This window comes from Lysinibacillus sp. AR18-8, assembly GCF_001705465.1.
Lineage (GTDB): Bacteria > Bacillota > Bacilli > Bacillales_A > Planococcaceae > Lysinibacillus > Lysinibacillus capsici.
The window spans coordinates 34466-60299 of sequence record NZ_MDGU01000052.1; the positions used below are offsets into that span (position 1 = coordinate 34466).

22 protein-coding genes are annotated in these 25834 nt (G+C 37.1%); 18 read left to right on the forward strand and 4 right to left on the reverse strand.

The features are described 5' to 3' along the window. Nucleotides 1-49: 49 nt before the first annotated feature. The gene (locus BFM98_RS21955) at nt 50-961 is read right to left on the reverse strand and encodes a TetR/AcrR family transcriptional regulator (RefSeq protein WP_066038385.1); all 912 of its coding nucleotides are present in this window, start codon (nt 959-961) and stop codon (nt 50-52) included. Between the two features lie 157 nt (nt 962-1118). Here BFM98_RS21955 and BFM98_RS21960 point away from each other — a divergent pair, with 157 nt between their 5' ends. The 12 genes from BFM98_RS21960 (at nt 1119) to BFM98_RS22015 (ending at nt 16712) form a co-directional block, all read left to right on the forward strand. After that, nucleotides 1119-2633 carry a DHA2 family efflux MFS transporter permease subunit gene (locus BFM98_RS21960; protein ID WP_066038386.1) on the forward strand — a complete coding sequence of 505 codons (1515 nt, stop codon included), beginning with the start codon at nt 1119-1121 and terminating at the stop codon, nt 2631-2633. 159 nt (nt 2634-2792) lie between these two features. After that, nucleotides 2793-3812: a serine hydrolase domain-containing protein gene (locus BFM98_RS21965; RefSeq protein ID WP_048391885.1), complete on the forward strand. Its 1020-nt coding sequence runs from the start codon at nt 2793-2795 to the stop codon at nt 3810-3812. Further along, nucleotides 3809-5122, forward strand: a complete 1314-nt coding sequence (locus BFM98_RS21970) for an ABC transporter substrate-binding protein (RefSeq protein WP_175400797.1) — start codon at nt 3809-3811, stop codon at nt 5120-5122. Before BFM98_RS21965 ends, BFM98_RS21970 begins: the two co-directional genes overlap by 4 nt. Nucleotides 5123-5208: 86 nt before the next feature. Next, nucleotides 5209-6156 (forward strand): carbohydrate ABC transporter permease, encoded by a 948-nt coding sequence (locus BFM98_RS21975; RefSeq protein WP_066038387.1) that lies wholly within the window; start codon nt 5209-5211, stop codon nt 6154-6156. A gap of 12 nt (nt 6157-6168) precedes the next feature. Next, entirely contained in the window at nt 6169-6996 is an 828-nt protein-coding gene (locus BFM98_RS21980) for a carbohydrate ABC transporter permease (RefSeq protein ID WP_066038438.1), read from the forward strand. Further along, a complete protein-coding gene (locus tag BFM98_RS21985) occupies nt 6983-7981 on the forward strand; it encodes an N-acetylglucosamine kinase (protein ID WP_066038388.1) in 999 nt (332 codons plus the stop codon). The genes BFM98_RS21980 and BFM98_RS21985 overlap by 14 nt, the downstream gene beginning before the upstream one ends. A 20-nt stretch (nt 7982-8001) precedes the next feature. Beyond that, nucleotides 8002-8907: an N-acetylmuramic acid 6-phosphate etherase gene (gene murQ, locus BFM98_RS21990; RefSeq protein WP_048391877.1), complete on the forward strand. Its 906-nt coding sequence runs from the start codon at nt 8002-8004 to the stop codon at nt 8905-8907. A 51-nt stretch (nt 8908-8958) separates the two neighbouring features. Further along, nucleotides 8959-9846 (forward strand): MurR/RpiR family transcriptional regulator, encoded by an 888-nt coding sequence (locus BFM98_RS21995; RefSeq protein ID WP_175400798.1) that lies wholly within the window; start codon nt 8959-8961, stop codon nt 9844-9846. Nucleotides 9847-10156: 310 nt separating this feature from the next. Continuing rightward, the gene (locus BFM98_RS22000; RefSeq protein ID WP_048391873.1) at nt 10157-10663 is read left to right on the forward strand and encodes a phage tail protein; all 507 of its coding nucleotides are present in this window, start codon (nt 10157-10159) and stop codon (nt 10661-10663) included. A gap of 12 nt (nt 10664-10675) precedes the next feature. After that, nucleotides 10676-11176: a phage tail protein gene (locus BFM98_RS22005; protein ID WP_066038389.1), complete on the forward strand. Its 501-nt coding sequence runs from the start codon at nt 10676-10678 to the stop codon at nt 11174-11176. Nucleotides 11177-11195: 19 nt separating this feature from the next. Beyond that, complete coding sequence (locus BFM98_RS22010) at nt 11196-11720, forward strand: phage tail protein (protein WP_066038390.1); 525 nt, start codon at nt 11196-11198, stop codon at nt 11718-11720. Nucleotides 11721-11765: 45 nt separating this feature from the next. Beyond that, nucleotides 11766-16712 (forward strand): S-layer homology domain-containing protein, encoded by a 4947-nt coding sequence (locus tag BFM98_RS22015; protein ID WP_066038391.1) that lies wholly within the window; start codon nt 11766-11768, stop codon nt 16710-16712. A gap of 179 nt (nt 16713-16891) precedes the next feature. On the opposite strand, the gene BFM98_RS22020 is transcribed toward BFM98_RS22015, so the two are convergent. From BFM98_RS22020 to BFM98_RS22030, 3 genes are all read right to left on the reverse strand, one after another. After that, the gene (locus tag BFM98_RS22020) at nt 16892-17974 is read right to left on the reverse strand and encodes an ABC transporter ATP-binding protein (RefSeq protein WP_066038392.1); all 1083 of its coding nucleotides are present in this window, start codon (nt 17972-17974) and stop codon (nt 16892-16894) included. 106 nt (nt 17975-18080) lie between these two features. Continuing rightward, nucleotides 18081-18944, reverse strand: a complete 864-nt coding sequence (locus tag BFM98_RS22025; RefSeq protein WP_066038393.1) for a PucR family transcriptional regulator — start codon at nt 18942-18944, stop codon at nt 18081-18083. Nucleotides 18945-19080: 136 nt separating this feature from the next. Continuing rightward, a complete protein-coding gene (locus tag BFM98_RS22030; protein ID WP_066038394.1) occupies nt 19081-21267 on the reverse strand; it encodes an MMPL family transporter in 2187 nt (728 codons plus the stop codon). Nucleotides 21268-21390: 123 nt separating this feature from the next. On the opposite strand from BFM98_RS22030, the gene BFM98_RS22035 reads away from it, so the two are divergent. The 6 genes from BFM98_RS22035 to BFM98_RS22055 all read left to right on the forward strand — a co-directional run bounded on the left by BFM98_RS22035 (nt 21391) and on the right by BFM98_RS22055 (nt 25779). Beyond that, complete coding sequence (locus BFM98_RS22035) at nt 21391-22011, forward strand: TetR/AcrR family transcriptional regulator (protein WP_016993441.1); 621 nt, start codon at nt 21391-21393, stop codon at nt 22009-22011. Nucleotides 22012-22194: 183 nt separating this feature from the next. Beyond that, nucleotides 22195-22491 carry a cupin domain-containing protein gene (locus BFM98_RS22040; protein WP_066038395.1) on the forward strand — a complete coding sequence of 99 codons (297 nt, stop codon included), beginning with the start codon at nt 22195-22197 and terminating at the stop codon, nt 22489-22491. Nucleotides 22492-22813: 322 nt separating this feature from the next. Beyond that, nucleotides 22814-22945, forward strand: a complete 132-nt coding sequence (locus tag BFM98_RS24485) for a hypothetical protein (protein ID WP_255349861.1) — start codon at nt 22814-22816, stop codon at nt 22943-22945. A gap of 83 nt (nt 22946-23028) precedes the next feature. After that, nucleotides 23029-23457: a helical membrane plugin domain-containing protein gene (locus BFM98_RS22045; protein WP_004227758.1), complete on the forward strand. Its 429-nt coding sequence runs from the start codon at nt 23029-23031 to the stop codon at nt 23455-23457. Between the two features lie 45 nt (nt 23458-23502). After that, a complete protein-coding gene (locus tag BFM98_RS22050; protein ID WP_004227760.1) occupies nt 23503-24687 on the forward strand; it encodes an NAD(P)/FAD-dependent oxidoreductase in 1185 nt (394 codons plus the stop codon). Between the two features lie 132 nt (nt 24688-24819). Beyond that, nucleotides 24820-25779 (forward strand): methyl-accepting chemotaxis protein, encoded by a 960-nt coding sequence (locus tag BFM98_RS22055; RefSeq protein ID WP_233732353.1) that lies wholly within the window; start codon nt 24820-24822, stop codon nt 25777-25779. The last annotated feature ends 55 nt before the right edge of the window (nt 25780-25834 follow it).

Below are 25834 nucleotides of genomic sequence, written 5' to 3' on the forward strand. Positions count from 1 at the left end.
ATTCAACAGAGTAAAGAGGTATCAAAGTGTTCATTTGATACCTCTTTTTTTATTTATTTTTCGTACATCGTTCAGCGGGCTGTTCAATTTTTACGTAACGCCATAAGTTATTGGCGATGTCACGGGCCTCTGCGATATGTTCTGTGCCGACGAAAGCCTTACGGAAAGGTGTAAGAAGTGATTCGATGATAAAAAGCTTTGGTTTTTCTTTCTGCAATTCTTCTAATAAGAATTGTGCATACTCCAAACCTTCCATTGTTTCGTTATTCGATAATCCCTTTGTAAATCCTTGTAGTTGTTCAATAACCATTCCTTTTGTAACGGTTTTATAGTTCACGACATTTTGAATGGTATTGATCATTTCAACACTTACGATAATCTCTTTTGACTCAAGCATAGTGGGTATAATTACGCTAATATTGCGCAATGCTACACGTACAATAGCTTCTCGATTGATATATTTATAATCGGCAATAAAGACAGCACGTAGAGTGAGGTTAATCATTCCAAGTGTTTGAACAGCACATTCATAGCTAATAGGGCTAATCTCTTCTCCAAAGACTTGTACTAGACGATTGGCGAGCCATTCTAGTTCTTGTAAATGGTAATTAATAATAATTTTTTTTAGTTCTTTATCTCTTGATTGGAAGATGGATTCGAATATCTGTACTAAATTATGTTCACGATTGACATACATGAGAACAGCGACTTGCTGCGTCAATACCTCTAAATCTGTAGGGTCTTTGCCATAAATGAGCTCATGGCGACGATTACTAGCTTCTTCGCGACCTTCATCTAAGATGGCGATTAAGCATTCGTTTTTCGAAGTAAAATGATTATAAAATGTACCTTTAGAGATTTTAGCCGCATTGATGATGTCATTAATTGATGTATCTAGAAAGCCTTTTTCAATAAAAAGTTCACGTGCTGCTGTTATAATTTGTCTTTTTCTTTTGTTCATAACCTCACCTTTTTTATAATATTATACTCTTATTCTACACTTGGAATGCTTTTATATCAACGTTTATAAAAAATATAAACTTATTTGTTGAAAAAAGTAGACTACGAGTATAAAATAAGTTTTATCGTAAAACACAAGAAAGAATTGAGGGATATAAATGAATAGTGAGCAAACAATGAAAAAGCCCCCTTATGGCATGATAGCTATTCTATTTGTGGGTGCTTTTGTTGCTTTTCTAAATAACACATTGTTGAATGTGGCATTACCAACAATCATGAAAGATTTTGGGATCACCTATTCAAAAGTACAATGGTTAGCAACAGGGTATATGCTTGTGAGCGGTATTTTAGTGCCTGCTTCAGCATTCTTTGTGACACGCTTTAAAAATAGACATTTATTTATTACAGCGATGTCTATCTTTACAATTGGTACAATTATGGCAGGTTTCGCTCCTAATTTTGGCGTGCTGCTAGCAGGTCGGATGGTGCAAGCAGCCGGAGCTTCTAGTATGTCACCACTTTTAATGAACGTTATGCTAACAAGCTTCCCGAAAGAAAAGCGTGGGGCAGCAATGGGGATCTTTGGTTTAGTTATGATTATGGCGCCAGCAATTGGTCCTACATTATCAGGGTATATTGTGGAACATCATGATTGGCGTATGCTTTTCCAAATGATTATTCCATTTGCTTTAATTAGTTTATTATTTGGTGTTTGGAAACTAAGAAACGTGATGGAGACACGTGAAGTTCACTTAGATTTCCCTTCAGTACTTTTATCAACAGTTGCATTTGGTGGTATTTTATACGGCTTTAGTACAGCGGGCGACAAAGGTTGGTCAAGTCCATGGGTATATGGCACAATTACGATTGGCTTCATTGCTTTAATTATTTTCGTTGTTAAACAGCTGAAAATGGATGAGCCATTACTGGAATTACGTATTTATAAATATCCAATGTTTGCTTTAGGGTCTGTTATCTCAGTTATTGTCTCTATGGCAATGTTCTCAGGGATGATTTTAACACCAGCATATGTACAGTCTATCCGTGGTATCGAACCATTTGAAGCAGGCTTAATGATGCTTCCAGGAGCACTTGTGATGGGGATTATGTCACCAATCACTGGTAAGCTGTTCGATAAATTTGGTCCACGTGTGTTAGCCATTATTGGATTAACGATTACAACAATCGCAACTTTCGGTTTAACAAAGTTAGAAATTGATTCAAGCTACACATATATCGTATCGATGTATACAATTCGTATGTTCGGTATGTCGATGGTCATGATGCCTATTATGACAAACGGTTTAAATCAACTACCACAAATGATGAATCCACATGGTACAGCGATTAACAATACATTACAGCAGGTATCAGGAGCAATCGGTAGTGCGATCCTTGTAACATTTATGAATAATCGTACAAAAGTTAAAGCGGAAGAATTAATTGCAGAAGCCAAAGCGAATGCGGCACAATCAGGAGCAGCGCCTACAGCAGAGCAAATGCAACAAATGCAAGATCAGATTATGCAAACCGCCTTATTAGATGGTATTACGCATTCCTTCTTAATTGCAGCTGGTATAACAGTGATTGCAGTGGTACTTGCATTCTTCTTGAAACGCGTAAAAGTTGAAAGCGCAGCAGCGTCAATGGATTTAAAAAAACCAACTAAATAATCAAAGTAGCCCTAGCCAGTAAATATTTACTGGCTAGGGCTTTTTTTATTGAGTACACATGAAAAAAAATTTTAGGATTGGTGTTATTTTTCATCATTTTATTTTATATGATAATACTAATTTACAGAAAATTTAGATATTTAATAGTGGGGTGCTTCCTTGGTAGATGCATATATAACTGGCTTAGTGAAAGAACAGAAAATTCCAGGTGCTGTATTAATTGTTCAGCAGCAAGAAAGAAGGCTATTTTCATGCAATTATGGAGCCTATACTGCTGAGGATGGCAGCGAGCAAGCTATTTTAAGTAATACGTTGTTTGATTTAGCCTCCTTAACAAAAGTTGTCGCAACACTCCCAGCTATTTTACTCCTGATGAGTCGAAATCAAGTTTATATAACAGATCCAGTCCAAACCTATTTGCCTGATTTTAATTATCCTCTTATTACAATCCAGCATTTATTGCAGCATTGCTCAGGATTGCCAGCAGATTTAACACCTGTAGTTAAAAGACATCATAAGCGTGACATCCTGCAGGAGGTACTGGCAAGTGATGTAGTATGGCAGCCAAATGAACAAGTGCAATATAGTGATTTAGGTATGATTATTATAGGAAAGGTGATTGAGGAAGTTACTGGCATTTCATTAAAAAGTTTTGTAGAGCAAGAGGTTTTTAAGCCATGGGGCATGCATCATACATGTTTTCAACTGCCTGTGCATACAAGAAGGCTTGCAGCATCTACAGAAATGGTAGCAGGTCAATTTGTACAGGGAATAGTCCATGATGAGAAAGCTTTATTACTAGATGGTATTGCTGGTAGTGCAGGTTTATTTTCATGTGTAGAGGATTTAGCAAAGTATGCGGAAATTTGGTTGGGGATTAAGCAACAAAGTGTAATTCCATATGAATGGTTAGAGCTTGCCTATACGAAAACTTTTAAAACGAGGGGACTTGGGTTTGAAGTATGGGGAGGAGATGAAGCATCATTTTGTTTTGGTAGGAGGTGGAGCAAGGGCTCATTTGGTCATACAGGATTTACAGGCACGAGTATTTGGATGGACCCTGTAAAAAAGGCATTTGTCATTTTACTAACGAATGCTGTGCATTATGGGAGAAATACAAACATGGGAAGGATTAGAGAGAAGCTTCATACGATGATTTATGAAAAATTACTGATATGAAGGGTGGATCTGCTGGTATGAGACAAAAGAGTAAATGGTTATTGTTGCTTCTTTTATTACTCGTTGTGGGTTTAGTAGGCTGTAACACGAACGAGAAAATAACGACCTCAACAACACCTGATAATGAAGAGAAATCGAAAACTGAAGAGGTTTCGCTAACAATAGGGAGTTGGCGCACAGAAGATGTTGCCAAGTATGAAAAAGTGATTGCTTTATTCAATGCACAACATCCTGAAATACATGTTTCATTTAATCCAACTAAAAATACTGAATATAATACAGTCCTCAATACGGCATTACAGGCTGGAGAGGGTCCAGATATTTTTCACTTACGTCCTTATGCAGCTGGATTGAAGCTTGCGGAGGCAGGTTATGTTGAGAAAATAAACAGTTTAAATGGATTGAATGTATTTCCTGAAGAAGCATTACAGGCTTCTCGTGATGACCAAGGGAATCAGTACGGTGTACCAATTAACTTAAGCTCTACACAATTTTTCTATAATAAGAAGATTTTTAAAGATAATAATCTTGAAATTCCTACTACATGGGATGAATTCATAGCATTAAATGACCAATTATTAGAAAAGGGTATTACACCAATTGCAATGGGTACAAAAGAAGGCTGGCTATTATCGTTGCTACACGGTATTGTCGGTCCTGCTGTTTATGAGGGCAATGACTTTTACCAAGCAGTGCTCGCAGGAGAAAAGGATTTTACAGATCCGAAGTTTATTGAATCCATTCAAGTAATGAATGACTTGAAAAAATATTTTCCTGTCAATTCAGAAGGCTTAGGAATGGATGATATCCGTACTTTGTTTGCACTAGAAGACGCGGCCATGTTCCCGTTAGGTAGCTGGGAAATTCCTGTTGTATTAGAAATGAATCCAGATTTAGATTTAGGTTATTTTCCTATTCCATCTAAAGAGAGTAATACAACAGTGACGACTTGGGTAGATGGCTCATTTGCGATCAATGCTAATTCGAAAAATAAAGAAGCAGCTAAAGTATTTTTAGAATTTTTAACAACTAAGGAGTTTGGCGATTTGTTTGTAAAAGAATTTTCTATGATCAGCGCTATTCCAGGTATTACCTCTGACGATGCATTGTTAAATGCTATTAGTCATTCGACTGCAAATGAAGCAACGCCATATATGTGGGTAACTAATTTTACTGGTGGGGACCCAACAACAAAGAGCTTGCTTGAAAGTGAGCTACAAGGCATGTATTTAGGTCAAGTAACGCCTGAAGAGGTTGCCACAAAAGTACAGGAAAACGCTAAAACTTGGTTTACGCCATTTCAAAAATAATGAAAGTATCAAGTCAGTAGACCCCTGAAGTGCTATAAGGAGTTTAGGGGTCTTGTTGTTTCATGATTAGTAAAAGGAGGCTGCTCATGATAAGAGAATATACAGCTCCATCAGTAAGAAGGAGGAAATCGAGAGTAAGGTGGACTATCCATCTTTTCCCTATTCCTGCACTAATAATCTATGGGTTGTTTGTGCTTTATCCGATAATAGCGGCATTATCCTATAGTTTTTTTGAATGGAAAGGGATGGCTCGTGGTGATTTTATCGGTTTCCAAAATTTTGTGACGCTTTTTACGACAGAACCCTATGGCTCCATGTTTTGGAATGCCTTTAAACATAATGTCCTCTATTTTGTTGTGCAAATGATGGTTATGAATGGATTAGCCTTCTTTCTTGCCTTTATAATTTATCAAAAAATTAAAGGTGTAGAGTTTTTTAAGGCTGCTTTCTTTCTACCGCGATTATTATCAGTGATTGTTGTAGGTTTCTTATGGAAGCTCATTCTAAATCCAAATTTTGGTACTTTAAATGTCGTTTTGGAGAAATTAGGTCTTGAAACTTTACAAAAGGCTTGGCTTGGTGATCCCAACACGGCGTTAATCGCCATTATTTTAGTCAATTGTTGGTTTGGATTAGGTTTTGGTGTCTTAATTTTTCTTGCTGGCTTTCAAGGGATCCCAAGTGAGTTAGTCGAAGCTGCAAAGTTAGATGGCGCTAAGGGTTTTACTTTATTGCGTACGATTTACTTGCCTTTAATGGTGCCATCAATTATGATCATGGGCATTTTAACATTTATCCAGTCATTTGAAGCATTTGAATTAGTATATGCAATGCAGGGCTCCATGGGAGAGCCGTACTATTCTACAGATACGTTAGCTGTGTTTTTCTATCGTTTAGCATTTGGTAGCTCTACCGCTTCTGGGGCAACAGCTATTGGGTTGGGTTCGGCGTTAGCTACAGTACTATTCTTATTTATATTAGTTTGTACCACGCTATTTTTACGCTTTGCCAATAAAAAGAATGTTCAAATGTAAGGGGTGATTATAGTGAAGCAAGGCGCTATTTGGGTTCGACCATTTTATTATCTTGTGGTGTTTACGGTGGCGACCATTAGTTTATATCCAATTTTGTTAATGATTTTATCTTCATTTAAAAAGAGCGTGGATATCTATAAAAATCCATTGGGTTTACCGACTAGCTTTAGCTTAGATACTTATCGTACATTATTAGCAAAAATTCCATTTACCACATACTTTCTAAACAGTCTAATTGTCAGTATTGTATCTGTGATACTAATAGTGGTTGTTTGTTCACTGGCTGCATTTTATATTGCTCGCTTTAAATTTTCTTGGAATCATGCATTGTTCTTTATTTTTTTATTAGGCATGATGATTCCTATAAAATTGGGGATTGTCCCGCTCTTTATATTAATGCGTGATTTAGGACTGATAAATTCCTTATGGTCTTTAATTTTGATGAACATGGCGACAGGTATTCCATTATCCATGCTGATCTTAACTGGCTTTTTTAAAACAATGCCTTATGAATTAGAGGAAGCAGCCCGTATAGATGGGGCGGGGAACTTAAGAGTTCTTTGGCATGTAATGTTACCGTTAATGAGACCTGCCCTTGGAACAGTGGTTATTATAAATTTTATTGCTTCATGGAATGATTTCTTCTTCCCGCTTATTTTTATTACAGAAAAAATGAAACGGACGATACCTGTTGGAATGATGTCACTTTTTGGTGAGCATTCGGCAGATTGGGGCTCTCTTTTTGCAGGTTTAACATTAGCTTCATTACCAATGATCCTATTATTTTTTATTGCCTCAAAGCAATTTATGGAGGGGCTGACGGCTGGTGCCATTAAATAGGGAATACATTATTGGGGTCGATGGTGGTGGGACGAGAACTCGTGCAGTGATTGGGACAAGAAAAGGGGAAGTGCTGGCTTTTGTTGAAGGAGCTGGAACGAATATAAAATCAACGCCACCTGACGAGGTAAGGCTACATATTATCAAGCTCCTTGCCACGTTACTACAAAAGATAGATGCAACAAATAATGATATTGCTGCGGTGTTCTTATGTGTGGCAGGGGGCGATCGCCAGTTAGATAAAGAACGCTGGGAGCAATGGATTAGCTTCCTTTTCCCTACTAGCTCCTGTAAGATAACCATCACCAATGATGCGGTAGCGGCACTTACTAGCGGCACATATACACAGCAAGGGCTCGTTGTGATAGCAGGAACGGGTTCCATCGTATATGCAGTTGGAAAAAATCATCAAGTTAGTCGTGTTGGAGGATGGGGTTATTTATTAGGAGATGAGGGCAGTGGCTACTATATTGGGCAAGAGGCATTGCGATTGATTACGCGACATTATGATGCTATTGGCGTGAATGAGGATCTGTTTACAGCGACTATTATGGAGCAGCTAGCATTAAAGAATCCTACTGAAATTATTACGCATGTTTATGAGCATCCACAGCCACGTGTACTTATAGCCTCCGTAGCTCGTGTGGTGTTGCGTTTAGCAGAGCAAAATAATGATAGGGCACAAAAAATTATTGAACACGCTGCTCATCATTTAACTCATTTCATCCAAATAATGTTGAAAAAAGAGCCTCAGCTAAAAGGTGACTCTATTGTCCTATGTGGAGGTTTATTCGAAAATTTTTATTTTGTTCAATGCTTTCGAGAAAAATTACAGCGTGCTAAAATACCTAATCGACTAATACAACCAGAGGTGCCACCTGTTATAGGAGCTTTCGTTAATGGACTTCTCAGTGAAGGAATTCCAATCACAGAGGCTTTACAACGAAAGGTAAAAGGAACTTGGATGAGTATCCATGAAAAATAGTGTGGAGGGATTTGATTTCAATGGAACGAATGACAAAACTGACGACTGAAGGCTATCATCCAGATACGACAAATCTAGATTTAATGTCCACTATTGAAATTGTAAAGCTGATGAATGAAGAGGATAAAAAAGTACCATTAGCCATAGCAAAGGTTTTACCTGAAATCGAGCAGGCTGTCACAGCTGTTGTGGATGCACTAAAGAATGGCGGTAGATTATTTTATGTTGGTGCAGGGACAAGTGGGCGAATTGGTTTGCTAGATGCCGTAGAATGTCCACCTACATTTAGTACATCACCAAAGCTTGTGCAGGCAATATTGGCTGGAGGAGCAGATGCAGTAATGATTGCCATAGAAGGTGCAGAAGATGATCTTTCATTAGGAGAGGTTGAACTACAGAAACAACAGCTAACAAACCGAGATGTAGTGATAGGGATTGCAGCAAGCGGTCGAACGCCTTTTGTCAAAGGAGCATTAAATTATGCTCAACAACTAGGGGCAAAAACAATCAGCTTAGTGAGCAACGCTCATTCTATTATTAGTAAGCATGCAGATATTGCAATAGAGGTGATTACAGGACCAGAAATTTTAACAGGTTCTACAAGACTAAAGGCTGCAACAGCTCATAAACAAATATTAAATATGATTACAACGACAACCATGATTAAGCTTGGAAAGGTCTATAAAAATTTAATGGTGGACGTTCATGCTAGTAATTTTAAATTGCGAGAGAGAGCCAAACAAATCGTCTGTGAGGTAACGGGAGTTTCTTATAATCAGGCTGAAAGTGTTCTGGAGCAAAACAATTATCAAGTAAAGCTCGCGATTGTGGTGCTACTGACGAATACAACGATTGAAGAGGCGACGGAATTACTTGCTCAATCAGAAGGGCATGTGCGGAGAGCGGTGTCTCTAAAGAAATATTGATGAAGGAGGTACATGGATAACTTCCTTTTATCTAGAGATGGAGCTGGAAAAATGGAAAAAATAAATGCGGGTTTAATTATGCTTGCTGAAATGTGCGAAAAGCTTCCACTCTCCGAAAAAAAGGTGGCAAGCTATATATTAGCACATCCTACACAGGCTATAAAAATGACAGCAGTTGAACTAGGAGAGGCTAGTCAAACAAGTAGTGCCGCAGTTATTCGGCTGTGTAAATCGTTAAATATTAGTGGTGTTCAAGAGCTGAAATTGCGCATTGCTGGTGATTTACAACATGCTAAAGTTGAAGATCGAGATATTGAGGCGAATGAAGCGCTGCCATCGATTGTAGAGAAGGTAACGACGCAAAGTAGTGAAATTTTGACACAAACAGCTAATTTAATAAATATTGCTGAATTAGAGCGTGCAATAACGGCCTTATCACAAGCTGATAAAATTATATTTTTTGGAGTGGGTGCATCAGGTATAGCAGCAATGGATGCAGATCAAAAATTTTTACGAATCAATAAAAATAGTAGGGCATTTGTGGATTTGCATTTAGGAGCTACAGCCGTTGTCAATACACAGAAGGGGGATGTGGTAGTAGGTATCTCCTTCTCCGGAGAAACGCATGAAGTGGCTAAAATCCTTGAAATAGCTAGCCAAACACCAGCCACTACAATCAGTTTAACGCGCTATGGTAGTTCACTAGTGTCTAGCCTAGCAGACATTTGTTTATATATCTCTCCCAATGTTGAAGCAACTTTTAGAAGTGGTGCCACTTCCTCACGTCTAGCGCAGTTACTTGTCATTGATATTTTATTTATGGGGATAGTGACGAGTGCCTATGAGCAGACAGTGGATTATTTAGATGAAACACGTTCTGTTATTCAGGGGTTGCATAAAAAAGTGGCTAAAAGAAAAAATAAAATAAAAACATATTAGTGTTAGTATGTTCAGACTGTAGACAAAAGCTATCGAGAAGTTTTCTCTCGATAGCTTTTGACATTTTTATTCTCGGAAATAAAAACGAATTCTGGTTTTAGGTATTTAGTTTAATATTTTTATAGATGTAATATCATTACCCACTTTTTTCTTTTAACTCTTTCTTATAAGCAACAATATTGTATTGATATTTTGGATTAAATGGTTGGTGAGTTAGTCCATTTTGGAAAAAATATATTTTTTAACCTAATTTTAACCTTGTTATTGTAATGTGCTAGGTAAAGCAATATTTTGTAAGGAGGTTTTAAGAATGGAACAATATGTCGGAGAAATTCGATTATTTGCTGGTGATTATGCCCCAGATGGCTGGGCTCTTTGTAATGGTCAACTATTATCTATTTCCGAAAATGAAATACTTTTTTCTTTGATTGGCACAACCTATGGAGGAGATGGTCAATCAACCTTTGCATTACCAAATTTTCAAGGCAGGGTTGTAGTACATCAAGGACAGAATCCAACTACTGGTACTACCTTTGTCAATGGTCAAATGGGAGGGGCGGAAACCGTCACTTTAATCTCTTCACAGCTTCCTGCACATACACATCAGGTAAAAGCTTCTTCTCTTGATGGCACAACCCCTAGTCCAGAAAATGCTGTTTGGGCAAAAAATATACAATATTCGACACAACCACCAAATGGCACAATGAATGCCGCCATTGTTTCAAGTGTGGGAGGAAACGCTTCTCATAACAATGTAATGCCGTTTTTAACAATTAGTTACATTATTGCTCTTTACGGTATGTATCCAACAGAATAGGAGGTATGAAGGATGAGTGAACAATATGTAGGTGAAATACGATTATTTAGCTTTGGGACAGTTCCAAGCGGATGGGCGCGATGTGATGGACAAATATTACAAATTAATACAAACCAAGCGCTGTATTCAATTTTAGGAGCAACTTATGGTGGTAATGGCTCTACGACATTTGCATTACCTGACTTAAGGGGAAGAGTCCCAGTTCATGTAAGCAGTAGTATCACACGTGGACAAAAAGCAGGAGAAGAGGTACATGTATTAACAATTAATGAGATGCCAACTCATACACATATTGTTAATGGTAGTTCAGAAAGTGCTACGTTGAAAGTGGCTACTGGAAATGTATGGGGTACATCTGCTAATAATATTTATTCTGTCAATCAACCAAATACTATTATGAACATGCAAGCATTGTCAACATCAGGAAATTCGCAGTCACATCAAAATATGCAGCCATACAGTGTCGCTAATTACTGCATAGCTTTAGTAGGAATTTATCCATCAAGAAATTAGAAAAAAGGAGGTGGGCAAAGTGTCAGAAGCATATATTGGAGAAATTAGAATATTTGGCGGTAATTTTGCACCAAAAGACTGGGCTTTGTGTGATGGTCAGATAATAAACATTGCCTCGAATAGTGCATTATATGCTATTTTGGGTAACAGATATGGGGGAGATGGTAAAACCACGTTTGCATTACCAAATTTAAATGGTAGAGCAGCTATTCATCAAGGAACAGGTGTAGGTTTAACGCCTAGAATTATAGGGAGTAGTGGTGGTGCCCCCTCTGTAACGCTGTTGGAAAATGAGATGCCTAGTCATAATCATCTAGCAAATTGTAACAATCTTCAAACCACTAATAATGATCCAACGGGTGCAATATGGACAGATCAGCAAGGGAAAGGAACTGTCCCAGTTTATACGTCACAAGTAAATAAACAAATGAATCTAATGACGGTTAATGCTGTTGGAGGAAGTCAACCACATAACAATATGCAGCCATATTTAGGACTGAACTTTATTATTTGTTTATATGGGGAATGGCCTCCTAAGAGTTAACGATTCATTAAATGAAGGGTGTGAAACCAAGAAGGAGAATATAGAATGGGAAAAAAGATATTAACCATAACCCTGTGTTTGGTGTTGGTCGCTTATAGTCAATTGATGGGATTAGGGTTCGTTTCACCTTTAAAGGTGGAGGCGGCTGCTTGCGATTCGCCAGATTTTCCAAGTTGTATACAGGATTTAACTCAAGCTTCGTGGAAAGATGACACAAATAATGGCTTTGTAGTAAGCGGTATTCCTGGTGATAATGGTATTAATTTATTCACATATAGCAATGGATCACAATTTCCAGCTGGTTATTATTTTGATGCAGATGAATATTCACCACCAAAATCAATTAGAATTTCTGCTGGGGAAAGCTTTGCAGGTGGGATCTTCGATTTAAAATCATTAAAAATTAATACGATTAATAAACATCCTGAAAACGATGCATTGTCTATAACAATTCAAGGGTATGATGGGGCAGGAAACCCAAAAGGAAATCCTGTAATTTTTAAGACAATTGCAAATCATGAGCCTATTTATGATATTCCTATTAATATAGAAGGAATCAACTCATTTGTCATTACTGCGAGTGTAAATTTTATACCTACTGTACAGGCGGGACTATGGGATTTAACGTTTACCCAATTTACGATTGATATCCCAAATAATAGTCCACCAACAATTACAAATGGTGCTATAACTTCTTCAAATATTACTACCTCAGGCGTACAGTTGGACTGGGCTAAAGCATCTGATGATATAACAGCTCAAGAGGATTTAGAATATCAAGTCTATCAATCTAGTAGTAACAATATTGATACGGTTAGTACCATAGAATTGAATGGGACACCGTTAGGCGGTTATACCAAAGATAGTAACTCCTTTAATGTTACAGGTCTTGTAGCTAATACAACCTATTATTTTAATGTCATTGTCAAAGATATTGATGGCAATAAGAGTGCCTATATGATGCAGGAGGTAACAATCACTGCATTAAATAAACCACCGACATCCAGTAATGGAACCGAAAATGTAAACGAGGGTCAAGTGTATACATTTACTAGTACTTCTTTTGCTTTTTCAGATGAAGATGCTGGAGATACTTTGCAACAGATTCAAATCTCTACTATCCCAAATAGCGGACAGCTCTTTCTTGATAACAACAATAATCAGCAATTTGATGGTGGGGAAGCTATTACAAATGGTATGACAATTAGTAAGGCTAATTTAGATGCAGGTAATTTAAGATATATTACGGAAAATGGCACATCTTCATCTTTTACATTTAAGGTAAGTGATGGTATCGATTTTAGTACTGACTATACAATGGAGCTAGTCGTCAATGCACGTCCAGCAGTGATAATTATACCAAATGATTCTAGTCCAACAAATAGCAATTCAATTCTTATAACTTTGGTATTCAGTGAGTCAGTGACAGGCTTTATGATTGGGGATATCGAAGTTACAAATGGAAATGTGGCAATTCTGTCAGGGAGTGGTACCACATATACAGCTCTTATATCACCTATTGCTGATGGAGCTGTGAAAATCAAAATTCCTGAAAAGGTAGTTGCAAATAGTGGAGGTGCATTGAATAAAGCATCAAATGAATTACAAATATTCTATGATAGTACACCACCTACTGATATTGAGCTCAATAATACTACTGTACAAGAAAAGAAACCCATTGGTACAACAGTTGGAACATTGGCGGCAGTGGATACAGGAAGCTCACAAACATTCACGTATTCATTACAGTCTGGAGATACAAGCTTCTTTACGATTGATGGGAATGTATTAAAGACAAAGGCAATGTTTGAATTCGATACGAAAAATAGTTATAAGATTACGATAAGAGTAACTGATGAGGCTGGTAATACGTTGGATAAGGAGTTTACAATCCAGATTACTAAAAATCATGCACCATCAGGTTCCATCATTGTTAACGGTGGACAAATCTCGACAAGTTCTATAAATGTTACCTTAAATTTGACGGCAACAGATTTAGAAGGAGAAGCGATAGAAATGCGCTTTTCGAATGATGGTATTACTTGGTCCAGTTGGGAGTCAAAAATATCTACGAAAAGTTGGACTTTATCCCATGGAGAAGGTAGTAAAACAGTTTATATGCAACTAAGGGATACTGCTGGCAATATATCAAATACATTCTCAGATACAATTGTTCTAGATACAACTCCACCAGTCATAACAGGGGTTACAAATAACGGTGTTTATAACACTGATGTAACGATTAGTTTTAATGAAGGAACTGCTACCCTGAATGGAGCAACCTTTTCAAGTGGAACTACAGTAAGTACATCTGGAAATTATACTTTGGTAGCAACAGATAGTGCAGGGAATACCACAACCATTACATTTGTGATTGATAAAGCTTTGCCAAAAGCTGTAGAGGTAGAGATCAAATCGAATAATCTGGATCCTACAAAGGCTAAGGTAGGAGATACGATCACCTTAACAATGAAAACAGATAAAAATATACAAGCACCTATAATTACCATTTCGGGGAAAGCTGCTATTGTAACAGGAGCATCCACAAACTGGCAGGCAACATATGTTATAGATAATGGTGATTTAGAGGGAACAGCACCTTTTACAATTAACTTTAAAGATCTGTTAGGTAATTCGGCAATAGAGGTAACGGACGTAACTGATGGAAGCTATGTCATTGTCGATAGCGTAAAGCCAACAGTAAAAAAGGTGACAATGGCTTCAAATAATGCTAACCCAACAGTTGCTAAGGTAGACGATGTAATCACAATCGACTTTGAGACAAGTGAGGACATTCAATCACCGAATGTATCAATCCTAGGACAAACAGCAAATGTCAATGATAAAGGTGATGGGGATGCTAAAACATGGCAAGCAAGCTATACGTTAAAGTCCACAGACTCAGATGGACCTATCAGTTTTACAATTGATTTTCAAGATATAGCAGGGAATGAGGGCTTACAGGTAACAGAGATTTCATCAGGGACAATTGTGATATTTGACAAAATTTCTCCTGAAATAACAACCTATTTCCCAGCGCATCAGGCAATTAATGTACAGCCTGCAGATAATCTTGTATTAACATTTGATGAAAAGGTCTTACCTGTAACTAGTAAAAATATTGTCATAAGAAATGCTGCAGATAACCAAATTGTCGAAACTATTGCTGTTACACAAGCAAATGTTTCTATCACTAATGAAACTGTGACAGTAAATCCTACATTGGATTTAGCCCATAATACTACTTACAGCATTCAAATTGACGCAGGTGCATTTACTGATGTAGCAGGTAATGCGTATAAAGGTATTACTAATAATACTTCCTGGAATTTTACGACTAGTGCACTGCAAACATATACGGTTACGTATGACAGTAACGGATCTGATGGGGGGATAGTACCAACAGATTCAAAGCAGTATAAAAATCAGGACACTATTACAGTACTGGGCAATACAGGTAATTTAATGAAAGCAGGCTATACATTTGTAGGATGGAATACGAAGGCTGATGGAAAAGGTGTTACTTATAAAATTGGGCAAACGATTCAAATGGGGAAAGGGAATTTGATATTGTATGCTTTGTGGTCTAAAAACAATGTACCAGGAGATGGAGGATCTTCAACGCCTAGTCCTACACCAACACCTGATCCTGTTGCACCAAGTAATCAGCTAAAGATAAATGTTGTAGATCAAAGTATGCCAGATGATGTGCTCCTCCAAACCGTGTTAACACGTGTATTGAGTAACGGTAGCTTTCAAGATACAGTAAACTTTACAGTTGCAAATGCAAACGAGTTTCTTCGGATATTAGGGAATAAGGAAGATAAAAGATCTCGACTTGTGATCCCTAATATGGAACCTCCAGCAAGTGAAACAAAGGTGATACTTGATAGAGATGCTGCTAAGCGATTAATAGAGGGTAAATCACATTTTAGTATAGCTATGGGAATGGTCAAAATAGATGTTCCTTTTACTTCAATGAATGATTTCAATGAAGACATTTACTTCCGAATTGTACCGATTAAGGATGCATTGCGGCAAAAAGCTATTGAGGATCAGGCTAAACAAGCTGAAATAGTTTTACAACAGGGTAATGGCGCTAATGTAAAACTCGTTGGTCAGCCAATATCTATCGACACAAATCTACAAAACCGTCAAGTAACATTGCTACTACCATTACCAGCGAATCTCACATCAGCTCAACGAGAAAATATGATGGTCTATGTAGAGCATAGTAATGGAACAGTTGAAATAATACGTGGGCGTTTTGCAGAATTTACGAGAGGGCAAACAGGTATAGTCTTTGATGTAGAGCACTTTTCTACATTTTCTCTACTTTATGTAGAACAAGCGCAGGAAGAAGTGCCACCAGAGAAAGAACCAATAGAGGTAGACAGCACATTTGCTTCCTATATTCACGGCTATACAGATGGCACTTTCCGTCCGAATGTAAATGTCACTCGTGCCCAAATGGCAGCAATGTTGGCAAGAAACCTAAGTGACAATCATGTACCAGAAGCGTCTAACCTATTTTATGCAGATACAGCTACTTCATGGGCAAAAAACGATATTGAATATATTCGTACAGAAGGAATTATGCAAGGACGTCATGATCGTTCATTCGGGCCGAATGAAATGATTACTAGAGCCCAAATGGCGGTTATTGCTGTGAGATGGATTGATAAACAATGTGTAGAAGGGGCTACAGATACCTCGTATTGCGAAATAAATACAAGTGGAGAAACATATCGTGATGTGGCGGTCACACATTGGGCAGCAAAAGAAATCAATCGCATAAGTGCGATAGGTATAATGGTTGGCTCAGGCAATGGTGAATTTAGACCTGAAGAAAAACTAACACGTGCACAGGCAGTAAAGGTACTGAATCGAATCTTTAATCGTCCAATACCAACTGAGGACACAGAACAAATCTTCAAGGATATACCTAAAGAGCATTGGGCTTACTTTGAGATTCAAGCCGCGGCAAAATAAGATTAATAGAATAAGCACGCTAGGTGGATAATGCCTAGCGTGCTTTTAATTCGTTTGAAGAAATCAATTAATTTCTTATTTAAATTACCAGATGTAGAAGTTTGAATATAAATTCGATTGCCATCAATGGTATATACAGCTGGCTTTCTCTTCCCGAACTCATGGATTCGAAGCAGGCTTTAAAGACGTTCCTCTGTTTGAGGGTCGAAGAAATGGATCTTTTCTTCCTTCATAAATAGGAAAACCTTATCGGATGGATGAAAATTGTTATCAGCCTGTACTCGAGCAATAAAATTCTGATTTACTAAAGAACAATAGAGATAAGTTTCTGCTCCTAGTAATTCTGCAACATCAATCGTTGCAGTGAAAGTGTAAGGGGAAATAACATCAGTCATTTGTAAATCCTCAGGTCGTATACCCATAATAATCTCTTTCCCTAAATAATTTTTTTCCTTTAACAATGGTAAATGCATGGATGGGATAGGGAAGCTTTGCTCGCCTAAAAGGATCTCGGTATCTGTTAGACGACAGTGGAAGAGGTTCATGGATGGTGAACCAATAAAGCCTGCCACAAACATGTTAAGTGGTGTATTATATACTTCTTTAGGTGTCCCAATTTGTTGTATAAGGCCATCCTTCATCACTACCAGACGGGTAGCCATCGTCATAGCCTCTGTTTGGTCATGTGTGACATAGATCGTTGTCGTTTGAATTCGTTGATGGAGCTTCTGGATTTCTGCTCGCATTTGTACACGTAATTTGGCATCCAAATTAGAAAGAGGCTCATCCATTAAAAATACCTTAGCATCTCTGACAATTGCTCTTCCCAGTGCTACACGCTGACGTTGTCCACCAGATAGAGCTTTTGGTTTTCTTTTTAAATAATCCTCTAATCCTAAAATCTTAGCAGCTTCTTTAACACGACGATCTATTTCCTTTTTATCAACCTTTCGTAGCTTTAAGCTAAATGCCATATTATCATAGACTGTCATATGTGGATATAAAGCATAGCTTTGAAATACCATTGCAATGCTACGATCTTTTGATTCCACATCATTCATGAAAACATCGTCAATGTATAGTTCTCCCTTTGATATATCCTCTAAGCCAGCAATCATACGTAAAGTTGTGGTCTTACCACAGCCAGAAGGGCCTACAAACACAATGAATTCTTTATCATGGATATGCAAATTAAAATCAGTTACGGCCTGGATATTTTTATCGTAAATCTTATAGATATGCTCTAACCGTAATTCAGCCATACATACTGCACCCCTTTACAAGTCATATTTTCATTGTAAATGACTTTAGAATAGAGTGATATGGAAAGCTTGCACAGTGTTGAAGGCATAATTTGTGCAGTTGGTCTTAAAGTGATTCTAAGAAAATAATTGCGAGATAAACTTCTAGCCGATGGGAAAATTGCCGAATATCCTTTTGCGTCATTTGTTGAAATTTTTCTAAGCGATTTTGTAAGGTATTACGGTGCATATACATTTTTTTAGAGGCTAATGTAATGTTTCCATCGCATTCAATCAATTTCTTAATTGTATGGAGTAATTCTGGCTGAGAAGTGGCTTTTTTTAGGATAGAGGAGATAAAAATTTCTTTCTCTTGATAGGCTAGATGCTGCGTTATATAAGGCACTAAAAGCTCTTGCTGTGTGAGTACATGCTTTGGTGTATAAGTCCAAATGGATGGTAGAAGGTGAACATACCAGTTAAATCGTTCCTTGGTCGTGGTGATGTTGTGTATAATATCAGAAACAAAAATTTTAAAATGAGTCTCTAAGTCTGCCATTATGGGATTAGCATAATGAGTCAAATCTAAAAACTCCTCATTGTAGTCGATACATTCAATTATGACAAATAATTGTGGCTGAAGCGATAGCAGTATAATATCCTTTCCAAGTAAAGCTTCGAAGACTGAACGCAATAATGTAGGTGTTGTAAAGTCTTTATCAAAATGAAGAAATAACAAACGATGCATAGGAAGATTAGTTGGAGCAATATCTGTTTTATCTGTAAAATAATCAAGCCAAATCATATCATTGTTATCGTATAAGACAGTGGGGCCTGAGAATATTCGCAATAGCTCATATTCATTTTGTGTCATTGTGTGTATGGGAATTTCGTAAAGCTGATTGTCAAAATTAAATACATAATTTCCATCAGTTTTACCTGAGAAGGGGCTTAATAATGGGAAACGTTGCTGTAATTTTTGAAGATCCATACATGCCACTCCTTATTTAATGTAATAAGGTTAATTTACTATAATTATATGATGAAATGCTTATAGTATTAATATAAAAAAACACGGGCATGAGCATGCATGACAATCACACCTAGCTAATGTCCGTGTTATCTATTTAGGCATCTTTTTTAAATAACTTACCTGGCCAGAAAGCATATTTACCTAGTACTGTTGTGATGGCTGGTACAAGTAATGGCCTTACAATAAATGTATCGAGCAATACACCAATGGCTGTCACAACACCAAATTGAACAAGCACTTGAATCGGTAATGTTGCCAGTACCGCAAATGTACCTGCTAGGATGAGTCCAGCAGATGTAATAACGCTTCCTGTTCGGACAACACCTTCTTCTACAGCTGATAAATGGTCAGTGGTTTTACGCTTTTTCCAAATCTCTGAGATCATAAAGATATTATAATCCTCTCCGAGAGCTACTAAGAACACAAAAGCATACAATGGAATAGCTCCAGAAATTGCTTCGGCCCCCATGATATGATGTAAGATTAACCATCCAGCGCCTAATGCCCCAAAATAAGAAATTATAACAGTTGCTAATAGATAAACAGTTGCTGTAATAGAACGTAAATAGACAAATAATAATAATGCGATTAAGGCAATCATGGTTGGCATGATTACTGTTTCATCTCGCTTAGTTATTTGTTGTGTATCATATTGACTAGCTGTTTCTCCACCAAGCCAAACATGTTTTTCAGCGTTGTTGAGACCTTGTGCCTCTAGTATTTTAATAACCTCTTTTTGTAGTTCAGGAATATGAGCTAATGACTCCTGTGCATAAGGGTTGGCATTGAAATTGAGTTCATACAAGTGTATATTCTTATTTTTTTCGCCAATTTGTACATCTGCCACACTATCAATATAAGAGATAGCTTCTAGTTGTTGCTGGATATTAATATCAGTACCCTCTGTGTCTATTACTAATTGAACAGGTGCTAGTTCTCCAGGCGAAAAATTCTCTTCTATTAATGTAAATCCTTCTCTAGACGGCATATCTTTTGGGAAGGATGAAAGCAAATCAAATGTATATTGAATTCGCGGAACAAATGCCGCCAACCCTCCAAGTAAGATTACAGTTACAGCGATAACGACCCAAGGTTTATGGGTAACAAAATGACCAATTTTATGACTAACCTTATGTGAAGGCTTATGCTGTTTCTTGCCCTTTTTATTGGCCATTTCCTCCGTTCGAGGAGTGAAGGGGAAGAACGCTACTCGCCCAATAAGGACAAGAATTGCTGGTAGGACAACAAGTGCTGCGACCCCCATGACAAGCACACCAAAACTAAATGGTACAGCAAAGCGTTGAAATGCGCCATAATGGGCAAGACTAAGGGTCGCTAAACCTATAACCACTGTTAGGGCACTCATTAAAATAGCACCACCCGTTTCTTTAACAGCTAGCTTCATTGCGACCGTCTTATCCTCAACATCAAAGAGTATTTCTCTATATTTTGAAATTAAAAATAAACAATAGTCAGTACCTGCACCAAATAGTAAAACAGTCATAATGGAGACTGCCTGTGAATCTTTATCTATCCATCCCTGTTCAGCAAAAAAACCAAGTGTCGGGCTAATCACACCATAGGCAAGCCCTACAACAATTAAAGGAATAATAGCTAGCAATGGAGAACGATAAATAATAATAAGTAATACTAAAACGAGTAATACAGTTGCGATCAATAGCTTCACATCTGCTTGTGAAAATAAACTGACAGCATCAGTGGCAATTCCCACTGGTCCAGAATAGCGCACATGGAGTGCATCGCTTGATAATTTATCATCTAATTGGACTTGATAGCCTTCCATTATTTTTGACAGCTTATCTAAACTATCCTGTAGCATATCTGTTGCGACACCTTTTTCAAAAAACACAGGTGTAACAATTGTTGAACCATTTTCAGAAGCGGAAGCCATTAAAGCCTGAGGTGGCATTTGATCAAATGGTGGAACCATTGTTTGATGGGCTAAGGGCTTTGCTTGCAACTCGTTGTATACACCTTGTATAGCCGAAAAATCATCAGGTGTTAAGCCATTTTCACGATGCCACACCAACAATAGAGGTGTTCCAGCATCATTAGGAAATTGCTCTGCAATAATGGACGCAGCTTGCTCAGACATTTCGGTATTAGGTAAGTTTTTGCCTGACTCACTTTCTATACTATTGATTTGTGGCCAAGCAAATGAGAATACAACTACTAATAGCACCCAAAAAGCTAGTGCTAATAATCTTCCCTTTTTACTTGCAACCATTGAGCCCCATTGCTCAAGTGGATGTTTTTTCATCAAAAGACCCCCATTCATGTAAGTGATTTAATTATATATACTAGAAGGTTAATTAATCAATCCATAAATATTAATATGTTATAATATGTGTAAAAAGAATGCTTAATTAAGGAGGCGAACTTGTTGAAACAATCACCGCGTGTTCTCGGGAGACCTCGCCATGATGAAAATGCGAAACCTACAAAAGATATTGTCCTTGAAACGGCCACAAGACTTTTTATTAAAGAGGGCTACAAAAATATTTCAATGGATGATGTAGCAAAGGCTTGTAACGTAACAAAGGCGACTGTCTATTACTACTACCCAACTAAAGGGGATTTATATACATCTGCTTTAATCGCTATGATGGATCGTATCAAGCTATCTATTCTACAAATTTTAGAGCAGCCTAAACCATTTAAAGAACGACTCGAACAGCTCGTTGAGGTTCATTTATCAGCCACTATCGATATTGATATGAAAAATTTTATGAAAGAGGCTACCATTAATTTATCGGAATCGCAGCTGAGACAAGTTCAAGCATCCGAAAATGGTATGTATCAAACAATAGAGCAGGCTATGCAAAAAGAGATGGAAAAGGGCACAATTCGAAAAGGAAATGCAAAGTTTTTCGCTCATAACTTTATGGCATTGATGACTGTAGGGTATTTTAAAGATGGGGATGGTAAAACTTTGCTAGGCTCAGTAGATGTGACGGCAAAGGAAGTAACAAATTTCTTCTGGCTTTCTGTTGAAAAACGTTAACACAAAATAGGTTTGTAAGAGGAGCTATCTCATTCATTTGGGATACTTCTTTTTTAGTGATGTAAGTCACAGACAATTAGAGTGATTCTTCATTATAGTGGGGGTGTGGCCTAAAAAGTAGTGGAACATCGTAAATCAAAAGAACCTATAATAGCATAAAAACAGTTTAATGGAGGAATGACAATGACAATTATACCAATCCAAGCAATGCTAGAAGAAAAGTCAAAACATATTGGTAAATTAGGGAGTATCGCTGGTGCAGATATTTTGAACATTCAATTGCGTGCAGGTGAAAAAATTCCTGAGCATCGTGCGGACAATGAAGTGCTAATTATTGTTCAATTTGGTGAAGTTCGCTTTATTGTTGAAGGTGTGGAAGAAATTTTAACACAAGATACAATTTTAACTTTAAAACCATCTGAAAAGCACAGCTTAGAAGCAGTTACAGACGTTCGTGTTATTGTCATTAAACTAAATTAAAATAAAGAAAAGCTCCTATATTCTAAAATCTGCTTTGTTAGCCAAGAGTGACACATTTCTATTGACACTAACAAAAAAGATTTAGCGTCCTTATTGAATATTACTAGAGAAATCTAAAGCCGTCGTTTATCTGCTCTCCAAAGAGAAGGGGATATAGAGATGACAGGAAAAGGAATTATCAATAAAAATTATGATGCGTTGGAAAATTTATTATAGCAAGACAGTTAATAGTTGATGAAATCAATGAATTTTGAAAAGATTGTCGAAATTGTGATATAGCTCATTGAAATAATGTACAAACAGTCTTATAATGAAGGTTGTAATGTCACCAAGACAAGATAAGGATGGTATTATGATGCGCTTTTTGCGATTTAAAGTAAACATTGTAATAACAAGTCATACGAATCGCTATCCAGCCCTTGTGACTGGTGATTGTGTAAGATATACGCTGTAACGACTGTTAAGTTTTACCTTAATGGTCTTTTTTACATGTAAGCAATAAAAAATAGTACTAGTGATGGCAAAGGAGAGTTCAAAATGTCAGAAACGAATAACCAAACACAGGCTGAACAAGTAACTGTGAGTAAAGAGCAATTAGATGTACTAGATCAATTATTAAAGCCTGAAGTTCAAGAATCACTAACAACTTTAGTTGAGCAATTACCAAAGTTAACTGAAATGATGACATTATTAACGAAATCATATGAGTTTGCTCAAGCTGTTGCAACAGACGAAGTGCTTAAAAACGATACTGTTGGAGCAGTAACAGAAATCGCTGGTCCTGTAGTGGGCTCTGCGAAAAACCTTGCAGCAACTGCAATTGAAGCGAAAGACCGTGCATCTGAAAGCCATGAGGTAATTGGTTTATTCGGTCTTGTGAAAATGTTAAAAGACCCTCAAGTTCAAAATGTTTTCCGTTTTGTTAATGCTTTCTTACAAGTAAGCTCAGAACGCAAAGCCAAATAAGACTCAAGGTAAATTCAATTCGTAAGGACGGAGGATTAATTAATCATGTCAAAAGAAATCGTCATCTTAGGTGCAGGTTACGCTGGCGTTTTAACTGCATTAACAGCACGTAAGTATCTATCAGCTGATGAAGCTAAAATTACTGTAGTAAACCAATTCCCAACACACCAAATTATCACTGAGCTTCACCGTTTAGCTGGTGGTACAATTGCAGAAGGTGCTGTTGCATTACCACTTAAAAAAATCTTTAAAGGTTTAGATATCGACCTACACATTGCGAAAGTATCAAAATTTAATGTAGATACTAAAAAAGTTGATTTAGATAATGGTTATACATTAACTTATGACACACTTGTAGTATCTTTAGGTAGCCAAACTGGATTCTTTGGTATCCCAGGATTAGAAGAAAACTCTATGGTTCTTAAATCAGTAAATGATGCCAATAAAATCAACAAACATATTGAAGACCGCATTAAAGCATATGCACAATCTAAAGATGAAGCAGATGCAACAATCGTTATTGGTGGTGGCGGTTTAACAGGTGTTGAGCTTGTTGGTGAAATCGTGGACAACTTCCCGAAAATCGCTGCAAAACATGGTGTTAATTTTGCTGATCTTAAAATTAAACTTGTTGAAGCTGGTCCAAAAATCTTGCCAGTTCTTCCAGATACACTTATCCAACGCGCTACTGAAAGCTTAACTAAACGTGGCGTAGAATTTATTACAGGTACACCAGTAACAGGTGTTGACGGCAACGTTATTTCTTTAAAAGACCGTGAACCAATTGTTGCAAATACACTTGTTTGGACAGGTGGGGTAGCTCCACTTCCAATCGTAGGCGAATCAGGTCTAGCTGCTGATCGTGGAAAAGCAACTATTAATGAATTCTTACAATCTACGTCTCACGAAGATGTCTTTGTTATTGGTGATGCATCTGTTGCACTACCAGCTGATGGAGGTCGTCCACTATACGCTCCAACAGCACAAGTTGCATGGCAAATGGGTGAATGTGCTGGTTATAATGTATTTGCACAATACAAAAACCAAGACATGAAAGCATTCTCAGCTGTAAACTCTGGCACACTTGCAAGCTTAGGTCGTAAAGATGCTGTTGCTACAATTGGTGCGAGCAACACAGAGCTTAAAGGCCTTCCTGCAACATTAATGAAAGAAGCTTCTAATATTCGTTACTTAACACATATTAAAGCTTTATTTGGTTTAGCCTATTAAAAAACAAAACACTCACTACTATCACGCTATGTCGTTGTTAGTAGTGAGTGTTTGTTTTTTTCTAAAGATGTATATTAATTACTTTAAATCCAGTAAAATAAATACATATTCAATATTCTATTTTCTGAGGTGATGGCTGTGTTAACAATGTTCCAATCAAAAAAAGTAGATATAGAGCAATTTAAGGCTAAAATTGATGAACTGAATGCAAAGCTGGATAAGAAAGATCATGAATTTCAAATTTTTTTAAATGAGTTACATAAGGAAATCATTGAAACTATTGAACAACATAACAAGGTAAATGACCAGCATACTATTTTAGGAGAAATGGTCGCAGATATTGTAGGAGAGTTTAATAAAGTTGAGGATAGCACAATTCACTCCAATAAAATTTCTGAAAATGCCCTAGATAAAGGAAATTTATTAATCTCTTCCTCGGATCAAATGATGACATTATCGGTTGAAAGCAAGCATGCTGTTCAGGAAGTAGAGCATTTGATTGATGCGTTGGGAGAGCAGTCTCAAAAAACGTCTTTAAGCATGAGTAATTTAAGTGAGCGCTCAAAGCAAATAGCTGAAATTGTAAATGTTATTGGAGAAATATCAAATCAAACCAATTTACTAGCTTTGAATGCATCTATTGAGGCAGCAAGAGCAGGGGAGCATGGTAAAGGCTTTTCGGTTGTTGCCGAGGAAGTTCGCAAATTAGCTGAAAATACGAAAACAAGCACAGAAGATATTGCTAATTTAACAAAGAAAATCGAAGAACAAATTGGACTTGCTTACGAGGATAATAAAAATAACATGCAGCTAGTAACGGAAGGCATTGATAAAAGTGCTAAAACATCAGTAAAAATTGATCAATTACTGCACATTATGACAAATGTTCAAACGGGAATAAATGAGCTATTAGCTTCAATTAAAGATCAGAGGCTATCAAACGAAGATGTTATCCATAAATTTAATAGGACGACAGCCTTATTCGATGAAACAAATCGCGTTCTAACAAGCCATATTGATGAATCAGAAATTGTAACAAAAAAATTATTAGAGGCAGTTGATCAAGTAAAGCATTTCCCAACTGAAAGATAGAGATTTTAACTTCATTCTATGGAAATTTAAAAAGCAAGAACCCTGCATAGCAGCA